The 17,463-nt window shown below is 48.8% G+C and carries 12 protein-coding genes; 2 read left to right on the top strand and 10 right to left on the bottom strand.

Annotated elements, in window-relative coordinates; translation table 11 throughout:
- Positions 1-67 precede the first annotated feature (67 nt).
- The 9 genes from AB4Z29_RS12750 to AB4Z29_RS12710 all read right to left on the bottom strand — a co-directional run bounded on the left by AB4Z29_RS12750 (position 68) and on the right by AB4Z29_RS12710 (position 13,842).
- Positions 68-961: a carbohydrate ABC transporter permease gene (locus tag AB4Z29_RS12750; protein WP_441943431.1), complete on the bottom strand. Its 894-nt coding sequence runs from the start codon at positions 959-961 to the stop codon at positions 68-70.
- 12 nt (positions 962-973) lie between these two features.
- On the bottom strand, positions 974-1,933 hold the full coding sequence (locus AB4Z29_RS12745) for an ABC transporter permease (RefSeq protein ID WP_441943430.1): 960 nt from the start codon (positions 1,931-1,933) through the stop codon (positions 974-976).
- 295 nt (positions 1,934-2,228) lie between these two features.
- Positions 2,229-3,785: a response regulator transcription factor gene (locus AB4Z29_RS12740; RefSeq protein ID WP_441943429.1), complete on the bottom strand. Its 1,557-nt coding sequence runs from the start codon at positions 3,783-3,785 to the stop codon at positions 2,229-2,231.
- On the bottom strand, positions 3,778-5,580 hold the full coding sequence (locus AB4Z29_RS12735; RefSeq protein WP_441943428.1) for a sensor histidine kinase: 1,803 nt from the start codon (positions 5,578-5,580) through the stop codon (positions 3,778-3,780). The genes AB4Z29_RS12740 and AB4Z29_RS12735 overlap by 8 nt, the downstream gene beginning before the upstream one ends.
- 176 nt (positions 5,581-5,756) lie before the next feature.
- Positions 5,757-6,107 (bottom strand): hypothetical protein, encoded by a 351-nt coding sequence (locus AB4Z29_RS12730; protein WP_441943427.1) that lies wholly within the window; start codon positions 6,105-6,107, stop codon positions 5,757-5,759.
- A 347-nt stretch (positions 6,108-6,454) separates the two neighbouring features.
- Positions 6,455-9,286 carry a glycoside hydrolase family 3 C-terminal domain-containing protein gene (locus tag AB4Z29_RS12725; RefSeq protein ID WP_441943426.1) on the bottom strand — a complete coding sequence of 944 codons (2,832 nt, stop codon included), beginning with the start codon at positions 9,284-9,286 and terminating at the stop codon, positions 6,455-6,457.
- A gap of 5 nt (positions 9,287-9,291) precedes the next feature.
- The gene (locus AB4Z29_RS12720) at positions 9,292-11,676 is read right to left on the bottom strand and encodes a glycoside hydrolase family 95 protein (protein WP_441943425.1); all 2,385 of its coding nucleotides are present in this window, start codon (positions 11,674-11,676) and stop codon (positions 9,292-9,294) included.
- 222 nt (positions 11,677-11,898) lie between these two features.
- Entirely contained in the window at positions 11,899-12,735 is an 837-nt protein-coding gene (locus AB4Z29_RS12715; RefSeq protein WP_441943424.1) for a sugar phosphate isomerase/epimerase family protein, read from the bottom strand.
- 24 nt (positions 12,736-12,759) lie between these two features.
- The gene (locus tag AB4Z29_RS12710; protein ID WP_441943423.1) at positions 12,760-13,842 is read right to left on the bottom strand and encodes a Gfo/Idh/MocA family protein; all 1,083 of its coding nucleotides are present in this window, start codon (positions 13,840-13,842) and stop codon (positions 12,760-12,762) included.
- A gap of 163 nt (positions 13,843-14,005) precedes the next feature.
- Here AB4Z29_RS12710 and AB4Z29_RS12705 point away from each other — a divergent pair, with 163 nt between their 5' ends.
- Positions 14,006-14,953: a helix-turn-helix domain-containing protein gene (locus tag AB4Z29_RS12705; RefSeq protein ID WP_441943422.1), complete on the top strand. Its 948-nt coding sequence runs from the start codon at positions 14,006-14,008 to the stop codon at positions 14,951-14,953.
- A 293-nt stretch (positions 14,954-15,246) separates the two neighbouring features.
- Here AB4Z29_RS12705 and AB4Z29_RS12700 read toward each other — a convergent pair whose 3' ends face one another.
- Positions 15,247-16,476: an MFS transporter gene (locus tag AB4Z29_RS12700; RefSeq protein WP_441943421.1), complete on the bottom strand. Its 1,230-nt coding sequence runs from the start codon at positions 16,474-16,476 to the stop codon at positions 15,247-15,249.
- Between the two features lie 210 nt (positions 16,477-16,686).
- Between AB4Z29_RS12700 and AB4Z29_RS12695 the strand changes: the two genes are divergently transcribed.
- Entirely contained in the window at positions 16,687-17,355 is a 669-nt protein-coding gene (locus tag AB4Z29_RS12695) for a GntR family transcriptional regulator (RefSeq protein WP_441943420.1), read from the top strand.
- Positions 17,356-17,463: the final 108 nt, after the last annotated feature.

Raw genomic sequence — 17,463 nt, 5'->3', positions numbered from 1 at the left:
GAAAGCCTCCCTTTTTTTCTTGAGCGTGATGTACATGTATATAACAGGAAACCTGCTATTACCAAGATTAGCTTTTTACTGCGCCTAATGTCATGCCCTTCACGAAATACTTTTGAAGGAACGGATACACCATGAGAATCGGAATGGTAACCACAATCGTAATCGCCATCTTGATAGATTCCGGCGAAACAGCAGAGATAGCTTGCTGTGCGTTCGGATCGCGGTAGTTGCTGCCCGTTTGCGTCGACAGCAGCACCTTCATCAGCTCATACTGGAGCGTCGTATTCTCAGGACTCCGGTTGTTGAACAGATAAGTGTCAAACCATGAGTTCCAATGGCCAACTGCAATAAACAAAGCGATCGTTGCAAGCACCGGCTGGCAAAGGGGAAGAATAACCTTCCAGAATATCGTCCAGTCGTTTGCGCCGTCGATTTTGGCGGATTCCTGAAGCGCATAAGGAAGTCCGTCAATGTAAGAGCGGACAACGAACACGTTCCACACACTGAGAAGCGCAGGAATGATGTACACGGAGAACGTGCCGATCAAACCTAAGTTTTTCATAAGAAGGAAGCCTGGGATTAATCCGCCTGTGAAATACATCGTAAGAGCGAACGCCACTGACATCCATCTTCTTGCCTGGAAATCAGGACGGCTGAGCGTATAAGCCATCATGGAAGCGGATAATACGCCGATTGCCGTACCGATTACCGTACGCAGCACCGAGTTTTTAAAGCCGACAAGCAGTCCGTCGAAACCGAATATCGTTTCGTAGTTTTTGAGCGTAAATTCACGAGGATATATCGTAATACCGCCCCTTACCGTATCCACAGAATCATTGAATGATATAGCAAGCACGTTAAGAAACGGATATAACGTCACAATGGCAACAATCGTCATAAAAATGTAAATGAAGGTATCGAATACTTTATCGCCTGTATTTCTTCTCATTGTTCCTTGCATATGCGTTTCCTCCTATATGATTGATTCTTTGGTGACTCGTTTGTATATTCCGTTCGCGATAAACACGAGCAGGATGCTGACGACGGAGTTAAATATACCGATTGCCGTACCATACGAATATCGGCTCATTTGAATACCGTACTTGAGCGCATACAGATCGAGCACCTCTGAGTAATCAGATACGAGAGGATTGCCTAGCAAAAATTGCTTTTCGAAGCCTATGCTGACCAAATGCCCAATCGAGAGTATGAATAAAACCATGAAGGTTGTCCGAATGCCCGGAAGCGTAATATGCCACATTTTGCGGAAGCGTCCTGCGCCGTCAACCGTTGAAGCCTCATAAAGCTCTGGATCAATACCTGACATTGCTGCTAGGAAGATAATCGAATTCCAGCCCATCTCTTTCCACAAATCGGACAACGTAACGATGCTCCAGAACCACTCGCCCTTTGCCATGAATTGAATCGGTGAGTCAATAATATTCAAATACATAAGCAATTGATTGACCGCGCCGCCGTCCGTCGACAGCATCTTGGATACAAGCCCCGCAACGACTACCCAGGATACAAAGTGAGGCAAATAGGAAATCGTTTGAACGGAACGCTTGAAGAACTGTCCTCTCATTTCGTTTAACAAGAGTGCGAAAATGACCGGTATCGTAAAGCTGACGACCAACCCCATCGTACTCATTGCCAGCGTATTACGCAAAACGATATAAAACCTCTCATCTTGGAACAGCTCTATGAAATTATCGAGCCCGACCCATTTTTGATTAAAAATGGAATCCTTCGGTTTATAGTTTTGAAAAGCAGTCAACCATCCCCATACCGGCACGTAGCTGAATATGAATATCCAGAGGACGAATGGCAATGACATCAAATACAAATAACGCTGCTGGAATGCTTTGGACCAGAATCGGTTCCTTTTGTTTGTTGAGCTTGTTTGCGTATTACCTTCTGTTAGCGGTTTCATCGCTGTTCCTCCTATTGTTTTTGCTTCGGGCAAAAACATCTTTCGTAAGCAACCTTTTTGTCTGTGTAGCTTACCCTCTCTTATCTGTACTTATCATAAACGATGAGTCCTATTCTCTTGCACCCAGTAAATTCGTTCTAAAATCATATCAAAATAAGCACTTTCAAGCGCTTTCATAACCATTGGTTACTTTGGGCTAAATAAAAACGCCTATATCTATTGCCCCAGCATTGGAGCATCGATATAGACGCAATAAAGAGAAGGATCGGATGTACTAGACTAGACTTCCATGCAGCTATTCTGACTGAGATTTACCTGAAATGCTTTTATAGGAAGAAGGAGAAACACCCTTATATTTTTTGAATTTGCTGTGGAAATAATCAACGTTCGCGTATCCAACCCGTTCAGATACCTGATGAACCTTCAAGCCCTCCTGCAGGAGCTCGATCGCATGCTGAATGCGTACCTGATCCAAATACGTATTAAAATGCTCGCCTGTATAGTTTTTGAACATTTTGCCCAGATAGCCGCTATTGTAATTAAATAGGTCAGCCAACGTCTCCAGTTTAATATTCTCGCTATAATGCCTTTCGATAAAGTCCGTCATCTGCTTCATCACAGACAGACTGTCAGATTTCCCGATCTTCGCCGTCAAATCGGCCAAACGCTGCTGAAGCTGGACGAGCATTTCTTGATTATGATGCGCCAGATAGAGCGCCGTAATCATCGACAGATCCTCCTGCATGGACACTTGAGGATTGGATAATGCGGCTTTATTCAGGACGATTGTTAATAGCTGAGCCCAGCTCGACTTGATGAATTGCTCAGAAGCATCATAGGCGCATATTTGGTCGGCTGCGTCCTGAATCGCTTTGCCGGTGCCCTCTATATTACCGATATCGATCATGTAATAGAGCTTCTGAGCTAATGTTTCGAGGGATAACTCCTCTCTATTCTCGGAAACGCTCACCACAGCCTCCTCTGCCCGACCAGCCAAGTGGATTTGCTGTCCTTGCAGCATGAAACGCCGCTTTAATAAGCTTCTCACTGCCGGAATGGAGGCTAGCAGCTCATTCGGCTCGCGCACAGGTTCCGTTGCAACCGCTGCGAATCTCACTTTCGGACCGCAGCATTCTTCAATCCATTGCTTCATCTGCTCGCGCGATCCGTCCTGCAGCAAATAATCCTTCAGCAGCAAGCCTACGTATGGCTCAGCTGAGAAAGCCCAGCCGAGCTGCTTCTGCGACATTCGGTCTGCGAGCTTCTTTTTGAGGGTTGCATTCATTGTCAACGAATGCTCTCTGCTATAAAGCTCGATGAGCAGCATTTGATAATATTTGGCCGGTTCTCCCAATAAAGCTTTGAATTCCGCATGCCGGGCAGTGTCCGCGTCAAGCTTGCCTGCGGCAAGCTGCTGCAGCATTTCTTCACGAAGCAGGACAGTTGTCTGCTCGGAATTGTGCTTCTGCTCTGTCCGGCTTACAAGTTGACTCGCGATTCGCTCCACGTAGCTCTCCAGCTCATCCTCATCAATCGGCTTCAATATATACCCGTCCACCTGATGTGCGATCGCCTGCTTGGCATAATTAAACTCGGCGTAGCCGCTCAATATTAAGAAATGGCAGATGGCATCCTTTTTTCTTATTTCCTCGATGGCTTGGAGCCCATCCATGCCAGGCATCCGAATATCGATCAAGATCAAATCTGGCGTAAGCGCTGCATGCTTTTCTATCGCCTCACGGCCGTTCGACGCTGTTCCTACGACCGCGAATCCGTATTTATTCCAGTCTACCAAAGTTTGAAGCCCTTCTCGGATCATCGGCTCATCGTCGACAATTAGTACCTTATGCAAGTGAATGACCCCCTATCGGTATTTCAAAAGTGATTCGTGTACCGGCTCCTAGCTCACTTGTCAAGGTCAAGCCTACGCCCTCCCCATAAATCATGACAAGCCGTTGATGGACGTTGCGCAGTCCTATTCGGTATTCCTCTTCCTCTTCCATATCATGCAGCGACGCCTTGATTTCATTGATCTTCATTTCACTAATCCCAACACCATTGTCCGAAACCTCGACACGCAGCTTTTGATCGATGATCTGCGTTGTTAGCAAAACGAAGCCTCCCTCGGCAATATTCTCTAGTCCGTGCACGACCGCATTCTCGATAAGCGGTTGAATAATTAGCGGCGGAACTTCAATGTCTTGACCTGTGGGATCCACTTCCAGGCGGAAGGTCAACCTGTCGTTGCCATATCTGAACTTCTGGATTTCCAAGTAGCAGCGGACAATCTCAAGCTCGTCCTTCAAAGCAATCTTGCGCGTGCCGATCTCTAGGTTGCGACGGATCATTTTGCCAAGCATGCGAACGATCGAGGATATTTCCGTCTCGCCTTTAATATGCGCTTTCATGCGTATCGATTCGAGCGCGTTGAATAAGAAATGCGGATTGATCTGGCTCGCCATCATCTTTAGCTTGATTTCCTTCTGCCGCAATTGAAGCTGTGCCTGCTGCTTGTGCGATTCAGAGACCTCGTCCATCAAGCCCCGTATGCTGACTACCATGTTATTGAATTGCTTCGAGAGAATACCGATCTCATCATTGCCGGTTACATGCGATATAACGTTCAAATCGCCCATCGCCACTTTGTTCATATCCTTGTTCAGCACCAGCATGCGCTTGGCCAGGATCGACGAGAAGATATAGATGAGAATAAACGCGATAACAAGGCTAAGCATGATAATGCCAAAGCCAAGAAGGCTGATGCGGTTAGCTCCGCTTACGATGCTGTCGATGGTAAATACGGATACAATTTTGAGACCATTTCGGCTGGAATCGGGCATGAGATCCTCAATAACGATCTTTGATGGCTTTCCATCGTATTTAAACGCATAGGTTCCCTCTGCCTTATCCGTTAATTGGCTGGCAAAGTCCAATTCATCAATATTTTTACCGATCCAATCCGGGTTTTTTGCAGCGACCATAAAGCCATGGTCATCAATGATCATCGTATCAAACGGCTCTTGGCTGACCATTGCGTTTAATTCGGCTTGATTCACGCCAATGACGAGCACGCCATTGGTCCGATAAGTGGGAAATGTGATTTTTCGGATCAAGCTCAAATAATTGCGGTTATTTTTCGTTTCGTCACCAATATAGCCCCAGTGGATGCCGTCCTCTCCTTGTGCGGATTGATACCACGGCTTCTCTTTTATCGCATCGGTAACCTTAAGAAACTCCCAGTTGTCTAAGATCGTCATATTCGTCGTATAGAATCGGATATTATAAATCTCACTATACAATTGAATGTAATCACGGAAATCACGGTAGTCCCAAAAAGCCTTCACGACTTCGAACGTCGAATCGTATTGGGTATTGACAACATTCGTTAACCGGCTGTCAACGAGCAATTTATCCGAAATCTCGATCGGCATTCGAATAATATCAAGCGTCTGCTTCTTTATCCGTTCCACGTTGTTCGTAATTTGCTGCGTGGCTTGATCCAGCACGTTCTGGCGAAAAGCGACGGTCAAAAATATACCTACGATCAGCACCGGCACGAATACAACGAGGATAAACGAAATTATCAGCTTTTTTTTGATACGGATATTGTCCATGCTAAGTGCGAGCGCTCTGATGCTATTCATCATGGTGGCTGCTCCTCCTTCATCAAGGAAAGCGTTTACTTTTATTTGCGTTCATTTGAAGCATCCTATATTATAAAGCGGGGGAGGACGCATTCATACATGATTTATTCGTTATTTTATCATATAACAATTAGACATTTGTGAAACCTTGCTTGCCCACAGCAAAAAACCGCCCTGAATCAGAGCGGAATCCGGTATTCAGAGTGAACCTCTACAATATGCTCACCTTGATTGTAAACCCACTTAAAGGCGAAGGTTTCGCCGGCATAGCCCGTACGGCTGCGTATATCGGGAAGAATGACGGATTCGAAATTGTCCCTAATCGCCTTCTCCATAAGGATGAAGCGCTCTTTATTCTGCTCAGCCAGCACTTCCGCTTCTTCATCCGATTGCGCGGTTTGGAGAAAATAAGCCACTGCGATATCCAGACCTCTAATGTTCTCCGGCAGCGCGTGCGGGGAGCCTCGAAAAATCTCCTTCACCGTTTCAATCCAATCGTTGTACAAATTCACTTCGATTTCACTGACCACAACGTTCCCCCCCACCAAGTTGAAATGCTATGTTCAAGGATAATGAATGCCATCCAAAATTGCAACCATCACACCTGCCAAGAAGAAACGGCTTTGCCGTCCTCTGCAAGAGGAGTGTATCCGTTTCTCGAAGAATTAGAAGAACAATTTATCGCGTGAAACATAAAAAGTCTTATATGTTAAGAGGAAACGGCTGCCGTCGTTCTTTTGCGGCGCTACGCGTTTTATTCCGAGATCTATAGAGCAAGTATGGTGAAATGATCTACTTTTCTATAGGTATAAAAAAAATAGCCGCATCAACGCTTTTTACAGCCTTGATGCAGCTACCTATGAACCATTCCTTTGCATTAGCGGATGCGGAATCCGCTCAGCTTCACGCTTCCATGCAGGCTAATGACTAAATCGCCTTCTGGCTTGACTGAAGCCGGCAGCTGGATGCTCACCGTTTGCCATTCTTGTTCACCGCTTGCGCCTACCGTGCATGATCCGATAATCTCAGAATCCTTAGCCCCAATCCGAATGCGCAGCTCACCGCCATGCTCGGATCCCGATACACGAGCCTCGAATTCGGATGATCCGTTGGACCAATCGATATCGGAGAATTTAATCCAGCCATCCGCTTGCAGCAGACGCACGGCCGTACCTCCCTCCTTGCTCTCATCGAGATACACGTTGGCATAATCATCATAGTTCTCTGCGCGCGTATGCAAGGATAGATTGCGAGCCGGAATCGTTTCGCAAATGATATGAATCGTGGCTGATGCCTTAACGTCCTCGGAAGAGCTGCCTGCGCTGAACGTATAGGCTGCCGTCTCCAGACAGAAGCGGTCGCGCGTAACGTCCCAAAGCGCAAGTTCCTCCGCTGGAACGATCAGCTCGACATCCCGCGTTTCTCCTGCCTTCAGCTTAATCCGCGTAAAGCCGACCAGCTTTTTGAGCGGACGCTCCACCCTTGAGCCAGATGTTCTTACGTACAATTGAACGACCTCGTCTGCCGTAATATCCGATGTATTCGTCACCTGCAGCATAGCCGTAACACTGCCATCCAGGCTCGTTGCGTCATTCGTCAATTCTAGCGGGCTGTATGCGAATGAAGCATAGCTAAGCCCGTGGCCAAACGGGTACAACGGCTCCCCATCGAAGTATAAATAGGTTCTTTTCCCCTTTTGAATATCATAATCCATCAAATCCGTAAGCTGCTCCGCAGATTTGTACCATGTCATATTAAGGCGTCCCGCAGGCGAATAATCGCCGAAGATCACGTCTGCAATCGCATTTCCGAGCTCCTGCCCCGCATGAGACAAATAAATGACTGCAGGTATGTGCTCATTGACCGCATTCAATGTAAACGGATAGCTGCCGATAACGACCACGACTGTATTCGGGTTCGCTTCGAATACAGCGCTGATCAAAGCATTCTGTGAATCGGCAAGCTCCAAGCTCGGACGATCAATCTCCTCCTTGCCGTTTATGAGCGGATTATTGCCTACAACGACGATAGCCGTTTCAGCTGCCTTAGCTGCTGCAACTGCCTCAGCAAGCCCGTCCACGACGACGTTTTTGGTGAACAGCTCGTTGCCGCCGATCTCAGCCGTCTCCGTAACTTGCAGCGAATCGTTGCCGCCGTTCGGAGCAGAGACCAATTTGCCATTCCATGTACGGATCGCGAACTGACCGCCATCCTGCTCATCGAGCTTGAATACTTCTTTCACGTACCAGCCGAAAGCTTCTTCGGCCGCAGCCGTGATATTCTCGTCGTCCGCGCTTGTCAGCAGCTTGCCTGTCGTTTGGTTCTCCAGCGTACAGCTTCCCCAGCCCCAATCTGTAAGCTCGAAAATATCTCCTTCCGCTTCAGACTCAGCCGCTTGCAGGCGATTCTCATTGTTAACAGCTGCACGTAACGCTTTTCCATTCGCAGCCGATTTTAATTCGATACGGTCATTCCCGCTGCTGAAAGTGACCGTTTTGCCTGCTAGCTTGCTTTTGATGCCTTCCAATGGCGTAATCTTGTAAGGCAAAGTACCTGAATACCAGTCGCGGTATACCACATCGGCAAGCGGACCAATTACGGCAATGTGGTTCAGCTTTTCCTTGCTAAGCGGCAAAGCCTTGTTTTCGTTTTTGAGCAATACGATTGATTCTCGCGCCGCTTGCAGCGACAGCTCCCCATGCTCCGGCGCACAGAGCTTCGATTCCGGCATGTCCGCATAAGGATTCTGCTCAGCCGGATCGAACTCGCCTAGACGGAAACGGACACGAAACGTATTGATTAGCGCTTTGTCGAGATGCTGCTCCGTCAGAAGCCCTTCATCCAAGGCTTCGCGAATCGCTGCGCATGATTTTTCTTTATCATCCGTAATGCTGTCAATTCCGGCTTTGATGGAATGGGCTACCGCTTCTTTATAGGATTCATAATAATGATGGTCGTTTACGATGCCGAGCAGATCTCCGGCATCGCTGACGATAAACCCGTTCATGCCCCATTCTTCCTTGACTACCTTGTTTACGTCCTCATGCAGAATGGTTGGCGTTCCGTTAACGGAGTTATACGACGTCATCATGGAATGCGCTCCGCCCTTCACAAAGGCTGGCTTAAACGCTGCTTGGTAATATTCCTTCATGTTGCGCGGGTCAATGCTCGCGGAACAGCTGCCGCGGTTGATTTCATTGTTGTTGCCGATAAAATGCTTCAAGGTCGCGACGGCTTTGAAATATAGCGGATGGTCGCCCTGAATGCCTTGTACGAGCGCTGCGGTTAGCTCGCCTGTGAGCTTCGGGTCCTCGCCGTAAGCCTCCTCGGTTCGTCCCCATCTTGGATCGCGCTCCATATCTACGGTTGGCGCCCACAATGTCAAACCGTTAATTGCCGGATTTTTCTGGAAATAGACACGTGCCTCGTCACCGATGACCGAGCCTACTTCCTTCAGCAGCACAGGATTCCAGGTACAGCCAAGTCCGATCGGCTGCGGAAAGGTAGTCGCTTCTCCCAGCCATGCCATCCCATGGGCTGCTTCCGTACCATGCTTGTAAGGCTTCACGCCTAATCGTGCGATTTCCGGCTGATATTGCACCATGGAATCAATCTTCTCATCCAGTGTAAACCGGGAAACGAGGTCGGTTACCCGATCTTCAAGCGGGAGGCCGGTATTTTGGAAAGGATACTCGGTATGAGTCGTCATTATGATTACACTCCTTCTGTTTGTACAGGCATGATGCTGTACCATTCTTTTTTACTTGTATGAAAAGGCTTCGATCCGTCTATAAAATGGCCATCCGAATTTTGTATCGTAACGCTGCAGCCAGCTTGCACACGGCATACGCTGCCATGAGTAGAATGAATGCGGGCTGAAGTCAGCTTGCGATCCTTCCATGCCATATCAACGACAAAACCGCCTCTTGCTTTAAGGCCTTGCACGGAACCACTCGGCCAAGCTGCCGGCAATGCCGGCAGTAGGACAATTCGGTCCAAATGGCTTTGCAGCAGGAGCTCAGCAATGCCAGCCGTACCGCCAAAGTTGCCGTCGATCTGGAACGGCGGATGATCATCGAACAGATTCGGATGGGTCGAACGCGCCAATAGCGTATGAATAAAACGGTAAGAGGCTTCACCGTCCGTCAGCCTAGCGTAAAGATTAATCAGCCATGCACAGCTCCAGCCCGTATGTCCGCCTCCGTTTTGAATCCGGGCCTCGAGTGAACGACGGCTAGCCTCAACAAGCACGGGCGATGCCTCATGGTTAATCGATGTACCTGGATATAAGCCGTAGAGATGGGAAACATGGCGATGTCCCGGCTCATGCTCCTCGAAGCTTTCATGCCATTCCTGCAATAATCCGTTCGCATTAACCTGCAGCTTCGGCAGCTTAAGCATAGCTGCAGCGATCCGCTGGGCAAATGACTCATCCTGCTGAAGCAAGCCAGCCGCGCTAATGCAATGGTCGAACAGCTCACCAATTAATGTAATATCCATGGCTGACGATTCAGCAACGCTGCTTGCCTCGCCCTCCTTAGTCAAAAATTTGTTCTCTGGCGAGGTTGACGGCACGGTCATTAACATGCCTTGCTCGTTTTCCTGCAGCCAGTCCAAGCAAAATAAAGCTGCGCCCTTCATAATCGGGAAAACCTTATCGCGCAAAAAAGTCAAATCCGGGTTGTACAAGTAATGCTCCCAAAGATGCTGAGTAAGCCAGACGCCGCCCATTGGCCAGAAAGCCCAGCTTGGATGGCCGGCTGTCGGCGTTGCCGTCCGCCATATATCAACATTATGATGGGCAACCCAGCCCGCGCTGTTATAGTGTATCGCAGCCGTTCGCGCTCCCGTCTCACTAAGGTCCTCGATCATTTGCAATAGCGGCTCATGACATTCACTCAGATTGCCTAGCTCAGCAGGCCAATAATTCATTTGCGTATTGATATTGGTCGTATAGTCGCTGTTCCAAGGCGGTTGCACGCGATCATTCCATATGCCCTGCAGATTGGCAGGCTGCGTACCCGGGCGTGAGCTTGCCATTAGCAAATAACGGCCATATTGAAAATACAACGCTTCAAGCTGCGGATCCTGTTCGCCTTGCTTATACGCCTCAAGACGCAGGTCAGTAGGCAGCTTCGCGTTCGTCGTTCGTCCTAAATCGATTTGTACGCGCTGAAACAGCCTGCGATGGTCATTTACATGCCGTTCACGAAGGCGTTCATATCCAAGCGACAACGCAGCCGCGAGCACGCGATCATTCTGCACGGCTAGTTCGCCTTCGCTTTTTGACGGCTGCCGGTCGAAGCGCTTAAAGCTGGTCGCTGCGCTAAGAAGGAATACAGCAGACCGTGCTCCCTCTATGACCAGCTTGTTGTCTTCTGTGACGAATGCCTTGCCGCCCTCGATAACAACCTGAAGCTTCGTCTGGAATTGAATGCCCCGGTTGTCCTCGTACTGTACCGCCGTGGGATGGTCGCCCAAATAATTGTCCGCCACATGGCTCGGACAGCGGCCATGCATCATAATAGCGCTCCCGCCAGTGGTGGTGAGAGTAAACGGTACGGGAGCTTGCAGCGATGCTGTCAGCTCCAATCTTTGCTCGCCCACTGCCTCATATTTCATGCAAATAATCTGGTCAGGCGTGCTTGCAAACAGCTCTCGTTTATACTGTGTTTGTCCGATTTGGAACCGAACGCCGGCCACACCCGCATCGATGTCCAGCTCGCGGATGTAGGCCACAGGCTGAGCATCAGGCAGCGCGAAACGCTGCTCTATGAACCAGTCGCCCATCGGCTGGTAAGACTCCGTATTCGTTCCCAGCATGCGGGATTCGATAAGCTGTTCCGCTTCAACGAAACGTTTCTCCTTGATCAATTCTCTTGATCGCTTTAGATAGCGCAACGCTTCGTAATTGTTTGTATCGCGCGGAAAGCCTGACCACAGCGTATCTTCATTTAGCTGTACCCTCTCCTGCTGTACGTCTCCGAATACCATGCCGCCTAGTCGGCCATTGCCGACTGGCAGCGCCTCTTCCCATCTGAGGGCGGACTGCTTATACCAAAGCTTCCAAGTTTGTTCCTGCTCTAATCTATCGCTCATATTGTTGGTCTCCTATGATCTCATCTAATCTCACTTGATATAGAAAAGGATATTATTCATCATAACGGATAGCACCTCTCGTACAGTACCCATTAGATTTCATAAAAATTCATATGGAAATTAGCGCTTACGTGAGATTATGCGCAAAAAAGCCGTCCCATCGTCATTTTCATGACTGATGGGACGGCCCCTTTCCGGCTCGCTGCCAATTGTCGCTATTCGTTATAGCCCTGCAGCGCCGAACACCTTGTCGAATCCGGCCTTGGAGCGCTTCACAAGCTCCTCCGGCGTTTCGTTTGGCGCTTCAGCCGTCAAAATCTCCTGTGAAACGGCACCTTTGTATCCGATTTTCGCCAGCGCGCGAAGAAAGCCTTCCAAATCGATAACACCTTCGCCTGGGTAAATGCGGCCATTATCTAGCGCTTCCCCAACCGGAACATTAGGAGCGTCATTGATATGCACATGTACGATTTGATCAGGGCGCAGCGCTTCGATATCCGATGTTGCAAGCTCATTTGTATACCAGTGGTAGGCGTCGAACAGCAATCCGACGTTGCTCTCGCCGATTGCGTCGATCCATTCCAGCGTCTCCTCCAGCGTCCATATGAAAGGATTAGCCCAGCGTGTACGCAGATGATGCGGCCCGACGAATTCAAGACCAAGCCGGATACCGTATGCGCCAAGAATTTGGGCACAAGTACGCAGCCTGCGAGTCGCAAGTGCCATGTAGCGCGCCGCCTTCAAGTCCGTTGACGGTAAAATATACGTGCAGCAGCTTGTACAGCCCAGTGCAGCAGCAGCTGCGGCTGATCTTGCGAGCTTCTCCAAGCCTTCCAGAAATGCTTCTTCCGTCGTTCTCCACTCTACTGGCAATCCGAACGAGCCAATCACTACGCCATTGCTTGCCAGCAGCTCGCGTGCTTTCTCCAAGCCGTGACGCTCGATAAGCGAATATGCGTCAATGTCTACCGCTTGGAAGCCGTTAGCGCCAGCAAGCTCAATCAAGCGCTCATCGCTTTCGATACGGCCAAGCCCTGCTCCTGTTAATCCTCTCAGCATTTGAAAGCCTCCTCGTTTCGTCTACTATTCGTTCAAGTTCCAATTCAGCTTAACCTCATTGCCCGTGCGTGAGGATTCATAGATGGCATCCAGCACAAGGTTGTTCGTAAATCCGGATAATACCGATGTAATCGGCTGCTTGCCATCACGGATGCATGCCAGGAAGTGTCTGCTAAGGCGGGCACGTTCTCCCTCGTCGTTTTCCGCTCTGCTAAGCGTGCTTTCAATCGGACGATCGAATTTTTCCGTGAGCAGCTTGCCTTCGGAGCCGCGGTAGCTCGCTCCGCCTTCCGAGCCCATTACATGGATGAACGGCGAGTTGTCCGTATCCATATGCACAGCCCAGCTCACTTCAAGCGATAACGTGCTGCCGTCTTCCATTTTGATCAATGCCGTTGCCAGATCTTCTACATCATAAGTGCCGTCCCAATCAGGCGTTCCCCAAGTACCGATCCCTTTGCGTTTTGGTCCGAACTCAGCATAAGTAGAACCGTAAACCGATACTGGCTTTGGATTGCCCATTAAGTATAACGCAAGATCAAGCATGTGTACGCCAATATCGATAAGCGGTCCGCCGCCCGACTGATCCATTTGCGTGAACCAAGTTCCCCAGCCAGGAATGCCTTTGCGGCGGAACCAACCTGTTTTGGCCGAATATATTTTCCCAAGCTCGCCGCGGTCGATTTGCTCTTTGATTTGCATGGCAACGGATTCCCAGCGCATTTGATGAGCAACCATCAATACGCGGTCGGAAGCATTGCTTGCTTTCATTATTTCACGTGCAGCCTCGCTGTTGATACCCATCGGTTTTTCCAGAAGCACATGCTTTCCAGCCGCCAACGCCTGGACAGCAAGCGGAGCATGAAATTGATTCGGCACGCCAATGATAATGGCATCAATATCCGTTCGATTGATTAGCTCTTCATTTGAAGCGATTACATGTTCGATCCCGTACTGCTTTGCAGCTTTCTCCGCCCGGGACAAATCAAAGTCCGTCACCGCCGTAATCACGCACTCCTCACCTAGCTTTGAAAACTCGCTTGCATGCACGTTGCCGATATTTCCCGCGCCGATCAATCCGATTCTTATTTTATTTCCAGTCGTCATTGGAATTCCTCCTGCGATTTTAGTGAAAAGCAAAGCAGCGTTTCGCAACCTTTCGTTGAATTGCGAGCGCTTGATCCCTGTATTTATGTTAGAATAAACGAGATGAGAAATCGTGCTTGTTTTTCGGTAAAAGTCTCAGTTTTTCGGAGGAATCCAATCATTCATGACCTATATACCCGATTATTTGAAAACGTATCCAAATATGAACACCTCATCGCCGCTCCACATCAGCTTGAATCGCCTTTATCATGGCTTTCGGCCGCATCGCCATGATTTTTTGGAATTCTCATATGTCGTGGACGGCAGAGGCTCTGAATCCATTAACGACGCGCGGCATCAAATGCTGCCTGGGACGTTCACCTTCGTATTACCCTATCAGGTGCACGAGTTGTTTACGGAGCCGGGCAGCACACTCGTTCTCTACAACTGTATGTTCAGCATGGATCTCCTTATGGAGCCCGGTCAAGAGGATGGCTTGCTCGGCCTTAACGACCAGAATGGCTGGCCGCCTTTTGTTCAGTTGAGCGGCGAGGACAATGAAAGGATGACCCGCCTGATTGAAGAAATGTACGTTGAGTACAAAGGCAAGGAGCCTTGGCGCAGAACCATGCTGCAGGCAAAGCTCAAAGAAATATTAATCTGCTTCGACCGGTACCGAAGAAAGTCGTCACCTGTAGCGGATGTGACCAAGCTGACGTCTCGGTCGAGCGCATCGATCTGGCCCATTATCCACTACATTCATCGCCATTATCAGGAGGAGCTCGCCTTATCCGACCTTGCAAGCCAATTTGCCCTCAGCGTCTCAAGAATAAGCGAGGTCATCAAGCATACTACAGGGCAGACCTTTGTTCACTTTCTGCATGATTTGCGCCTAAGACACGCGTGCAGCCTGCTCGTTTCCACCGATATGAGCGTTGCTGAGATTGCGCTTGAGGTCGGCTATGGCTCCTACAAAACCTTTTCACGCATCTTCCGCGAAACGAAAGGCGTCGTGCCGAAGGATTATCGAAAAATGAAGCTTTCCCCAGATCTGCTCGTCAAAGAAGAAACGCCTGACGGCTTACATTCTAAAGACGCCAACGTTTCGGCGAAACGTATAGAGAAAGGATGAGCAAACGCTTAAACTTTTCTATACGTCAAGCATAACCGAACCCATAAGCAAGGGCTGCCTCCAGTAGATCTAACTACTGCAGAGGCAGCCCTTGCTTGGTTATGTGTTTAATGAATGATGGATAAGACCACGAACAAGACGGCTAGCAATACGTAAATGACAAGCGACACGACCATTAAAGTCCGCTTACTCACAGCGCTAATCCCCTCCCTGCACCAAATAGGCTCTACACCATTATTGTATGTGGGCGGGGACAACGTGGAAATTGTCCGGTTATAGAAATTATGAAGAGCTTATCGGCTTGCCGAGCCCTTTCGGTCGGAAGGAAGCAGAATGGTAAGCATTCCGAGCAACGGTAAATAGGACGTGCAGCGAATGACAAACTCGATTCCCATCGAATCCGCCAAATGGCCTAGTATCGCCGATCCAATGCCGGCAAGTCCGAATGCCATTCCGAAAAACACACCGGAGACAAGGCCGACTCTGCCTGGCAGCAGCTCATTCGCATAAACCAAGATAACCGAAAAAGCAGAAGCTAATATGAGGCCGGCAAAAAAGATTAAAATAATCGAAAAGGTCAAATTAACGTAAGGCAAGAGCAGTGCGAACGGTGCCGTACCCAATATCGAAAACCAGATCAAGCTGCGGCGGCTGAACTTATCAGCAAGCATTCCCCCTAAAAGCAAACCAATCACATTGGCTGCTAGAAAAACAAACAAAACGATTTGTGCCCCGGTGAGCGATAATCCAAAATGACTAATGGCATAAAAGGAATAATAGCTGCTGATTGCCGCAATATACACGTTTTTGGAAAATACCAAAATCATTAAAATCGTTATCGCGAATATGACCTGTCCCATCGATACATTCATCCGCGAGACCGGTTTCACTGCTCGTGCCGTGCTTCTTGCTGGCATAAGAGCGAGCTGCTTCCCATACCACTTCGCCACATTGAACTGAATCAAGATGCCGATGGTTACGACTAAGGCGAACCAGACCACTCCCTTCTGACCGGTATGGACGAATAATACCGCCGTCATGATAGGGGCTAAGGATTGGCCTATATTGCCGCCTAATTGAAAAATCGATTGACCAGTCCCTTTTTTCGTGCCGGAGGCCAAATAAGACACACGGGCAGAAGCAGGATGAAATACCGCTGAGCCCACGCCAATGAACATAACTGCTGCCAATACCACCCAAAATTGGCTTGCGTACGATAGAGCAGCTACCCCTCCAAGCGTAAACAGCATGCCGATTGGCAGAAGCATCGGCTTCGGATGCGAATCCGATAAGATTCCAATCACCGGCTGCAGCAACGCTGCCGTCAGGTTGATCATCAAGGAAATTAACCCGATTTGCGCAAAGCTAAGTGACAGCGAATCCTTCAAGATCGGAAATAATGCAGGAACGACCGATTGGATCGAATCATTAACGAGATGAACGAAGCTAATCGCGAACAATAAGGGGTAAACCGTCTTCATCGCGGACGGAGGCGCTGCTAATGCGGTTTGATTGCTTGACATGGTGTCACTTCTCCTTCATCGTCTTCTATCAATATACGATATGTGATATATCGCATATTATATTTCGATCTAGATAGAATAGCAATACAAGATTTGCACCTCTGCTGCTTTTCGTTTGCCTATACCATCCACCCTGCGATATATTATATATGGTTGCATGGTACTAACATCAAGGTTTATGGCAACATTCCACTATAAGGAGGGCCTCCGTTGCCTATTCCAACAGACTATTCATCACCGGTTAGACTCTCCGCCAAGGAACGTACGCTCGGCCAGCTGCAAAAATGGATTATTGACGGCACGCTTCAGCCAGGCGAGAAGCTGATTGACTCCGAGCTTTCCGAAGCGCTTGGCGTCAGCCGCACTCCGATTAGAGAAGCCTTCCAGCTGCTTGAGGTACAAGGCTTGATTCAGACGTTTCCAGGCAAAGAAACTCGCGTTACGACACTTGAAAAGGAAGATATTATAAAGCTTTACGCACCGTTAACGGTGCTGCAGGCGTTGGCCGCCGAGCTGGCATGCGAACTCATCCAACAGGAAAATATCGAGCAGCTTCGTTCCATTAATGCGAGCTTCAGCGATAGCGTAAATAAGGAGCAGCTCTATGAGGCGATGGAATACGACGAGGAGTTTCACGAAACGATTCTTCATGTTGCGAACAATCAGCACATTCTAACCTTCTGCTCCTCGCTGCAAATGCATATTAGAAGATACAAATACATCTTCTTCAAACGGCCGAACTGGGAATCTCAAGCTGCAGCCGATGATCATGAAGCAATCATCAACGCACTAGCGGCTCGCGATGCAGTCGAAGCATCGCGGCTAATGAAGCATAATCTTATCCGGCCTCTCGCGCATTTGGACAGCATGCTTTCATAAACTACGCTTCATCCATAGCCGAGTTCAGCAAAACGAGATTAAGCTTCTGCGCGGCAGGCTTAATCTCGTTTTTGGCATATGCTCCTATACATTGATTAGAATGTATCG

It is taken from the genome of Paenibacillus sp. 2TAB23 (assembly GCF_052115165.1).
Classification (GTDB): domain Bacteria; phylum Bacillota; class Bacilli; order Paenibacillales; family Paenibacillaceae; genus Pristimantibacillus.
The sequence above is the reverse complement of the archived record's forward strand: the minus strand, read 5'-3'. Positions and strand labels throughout refer to the sequence as shown.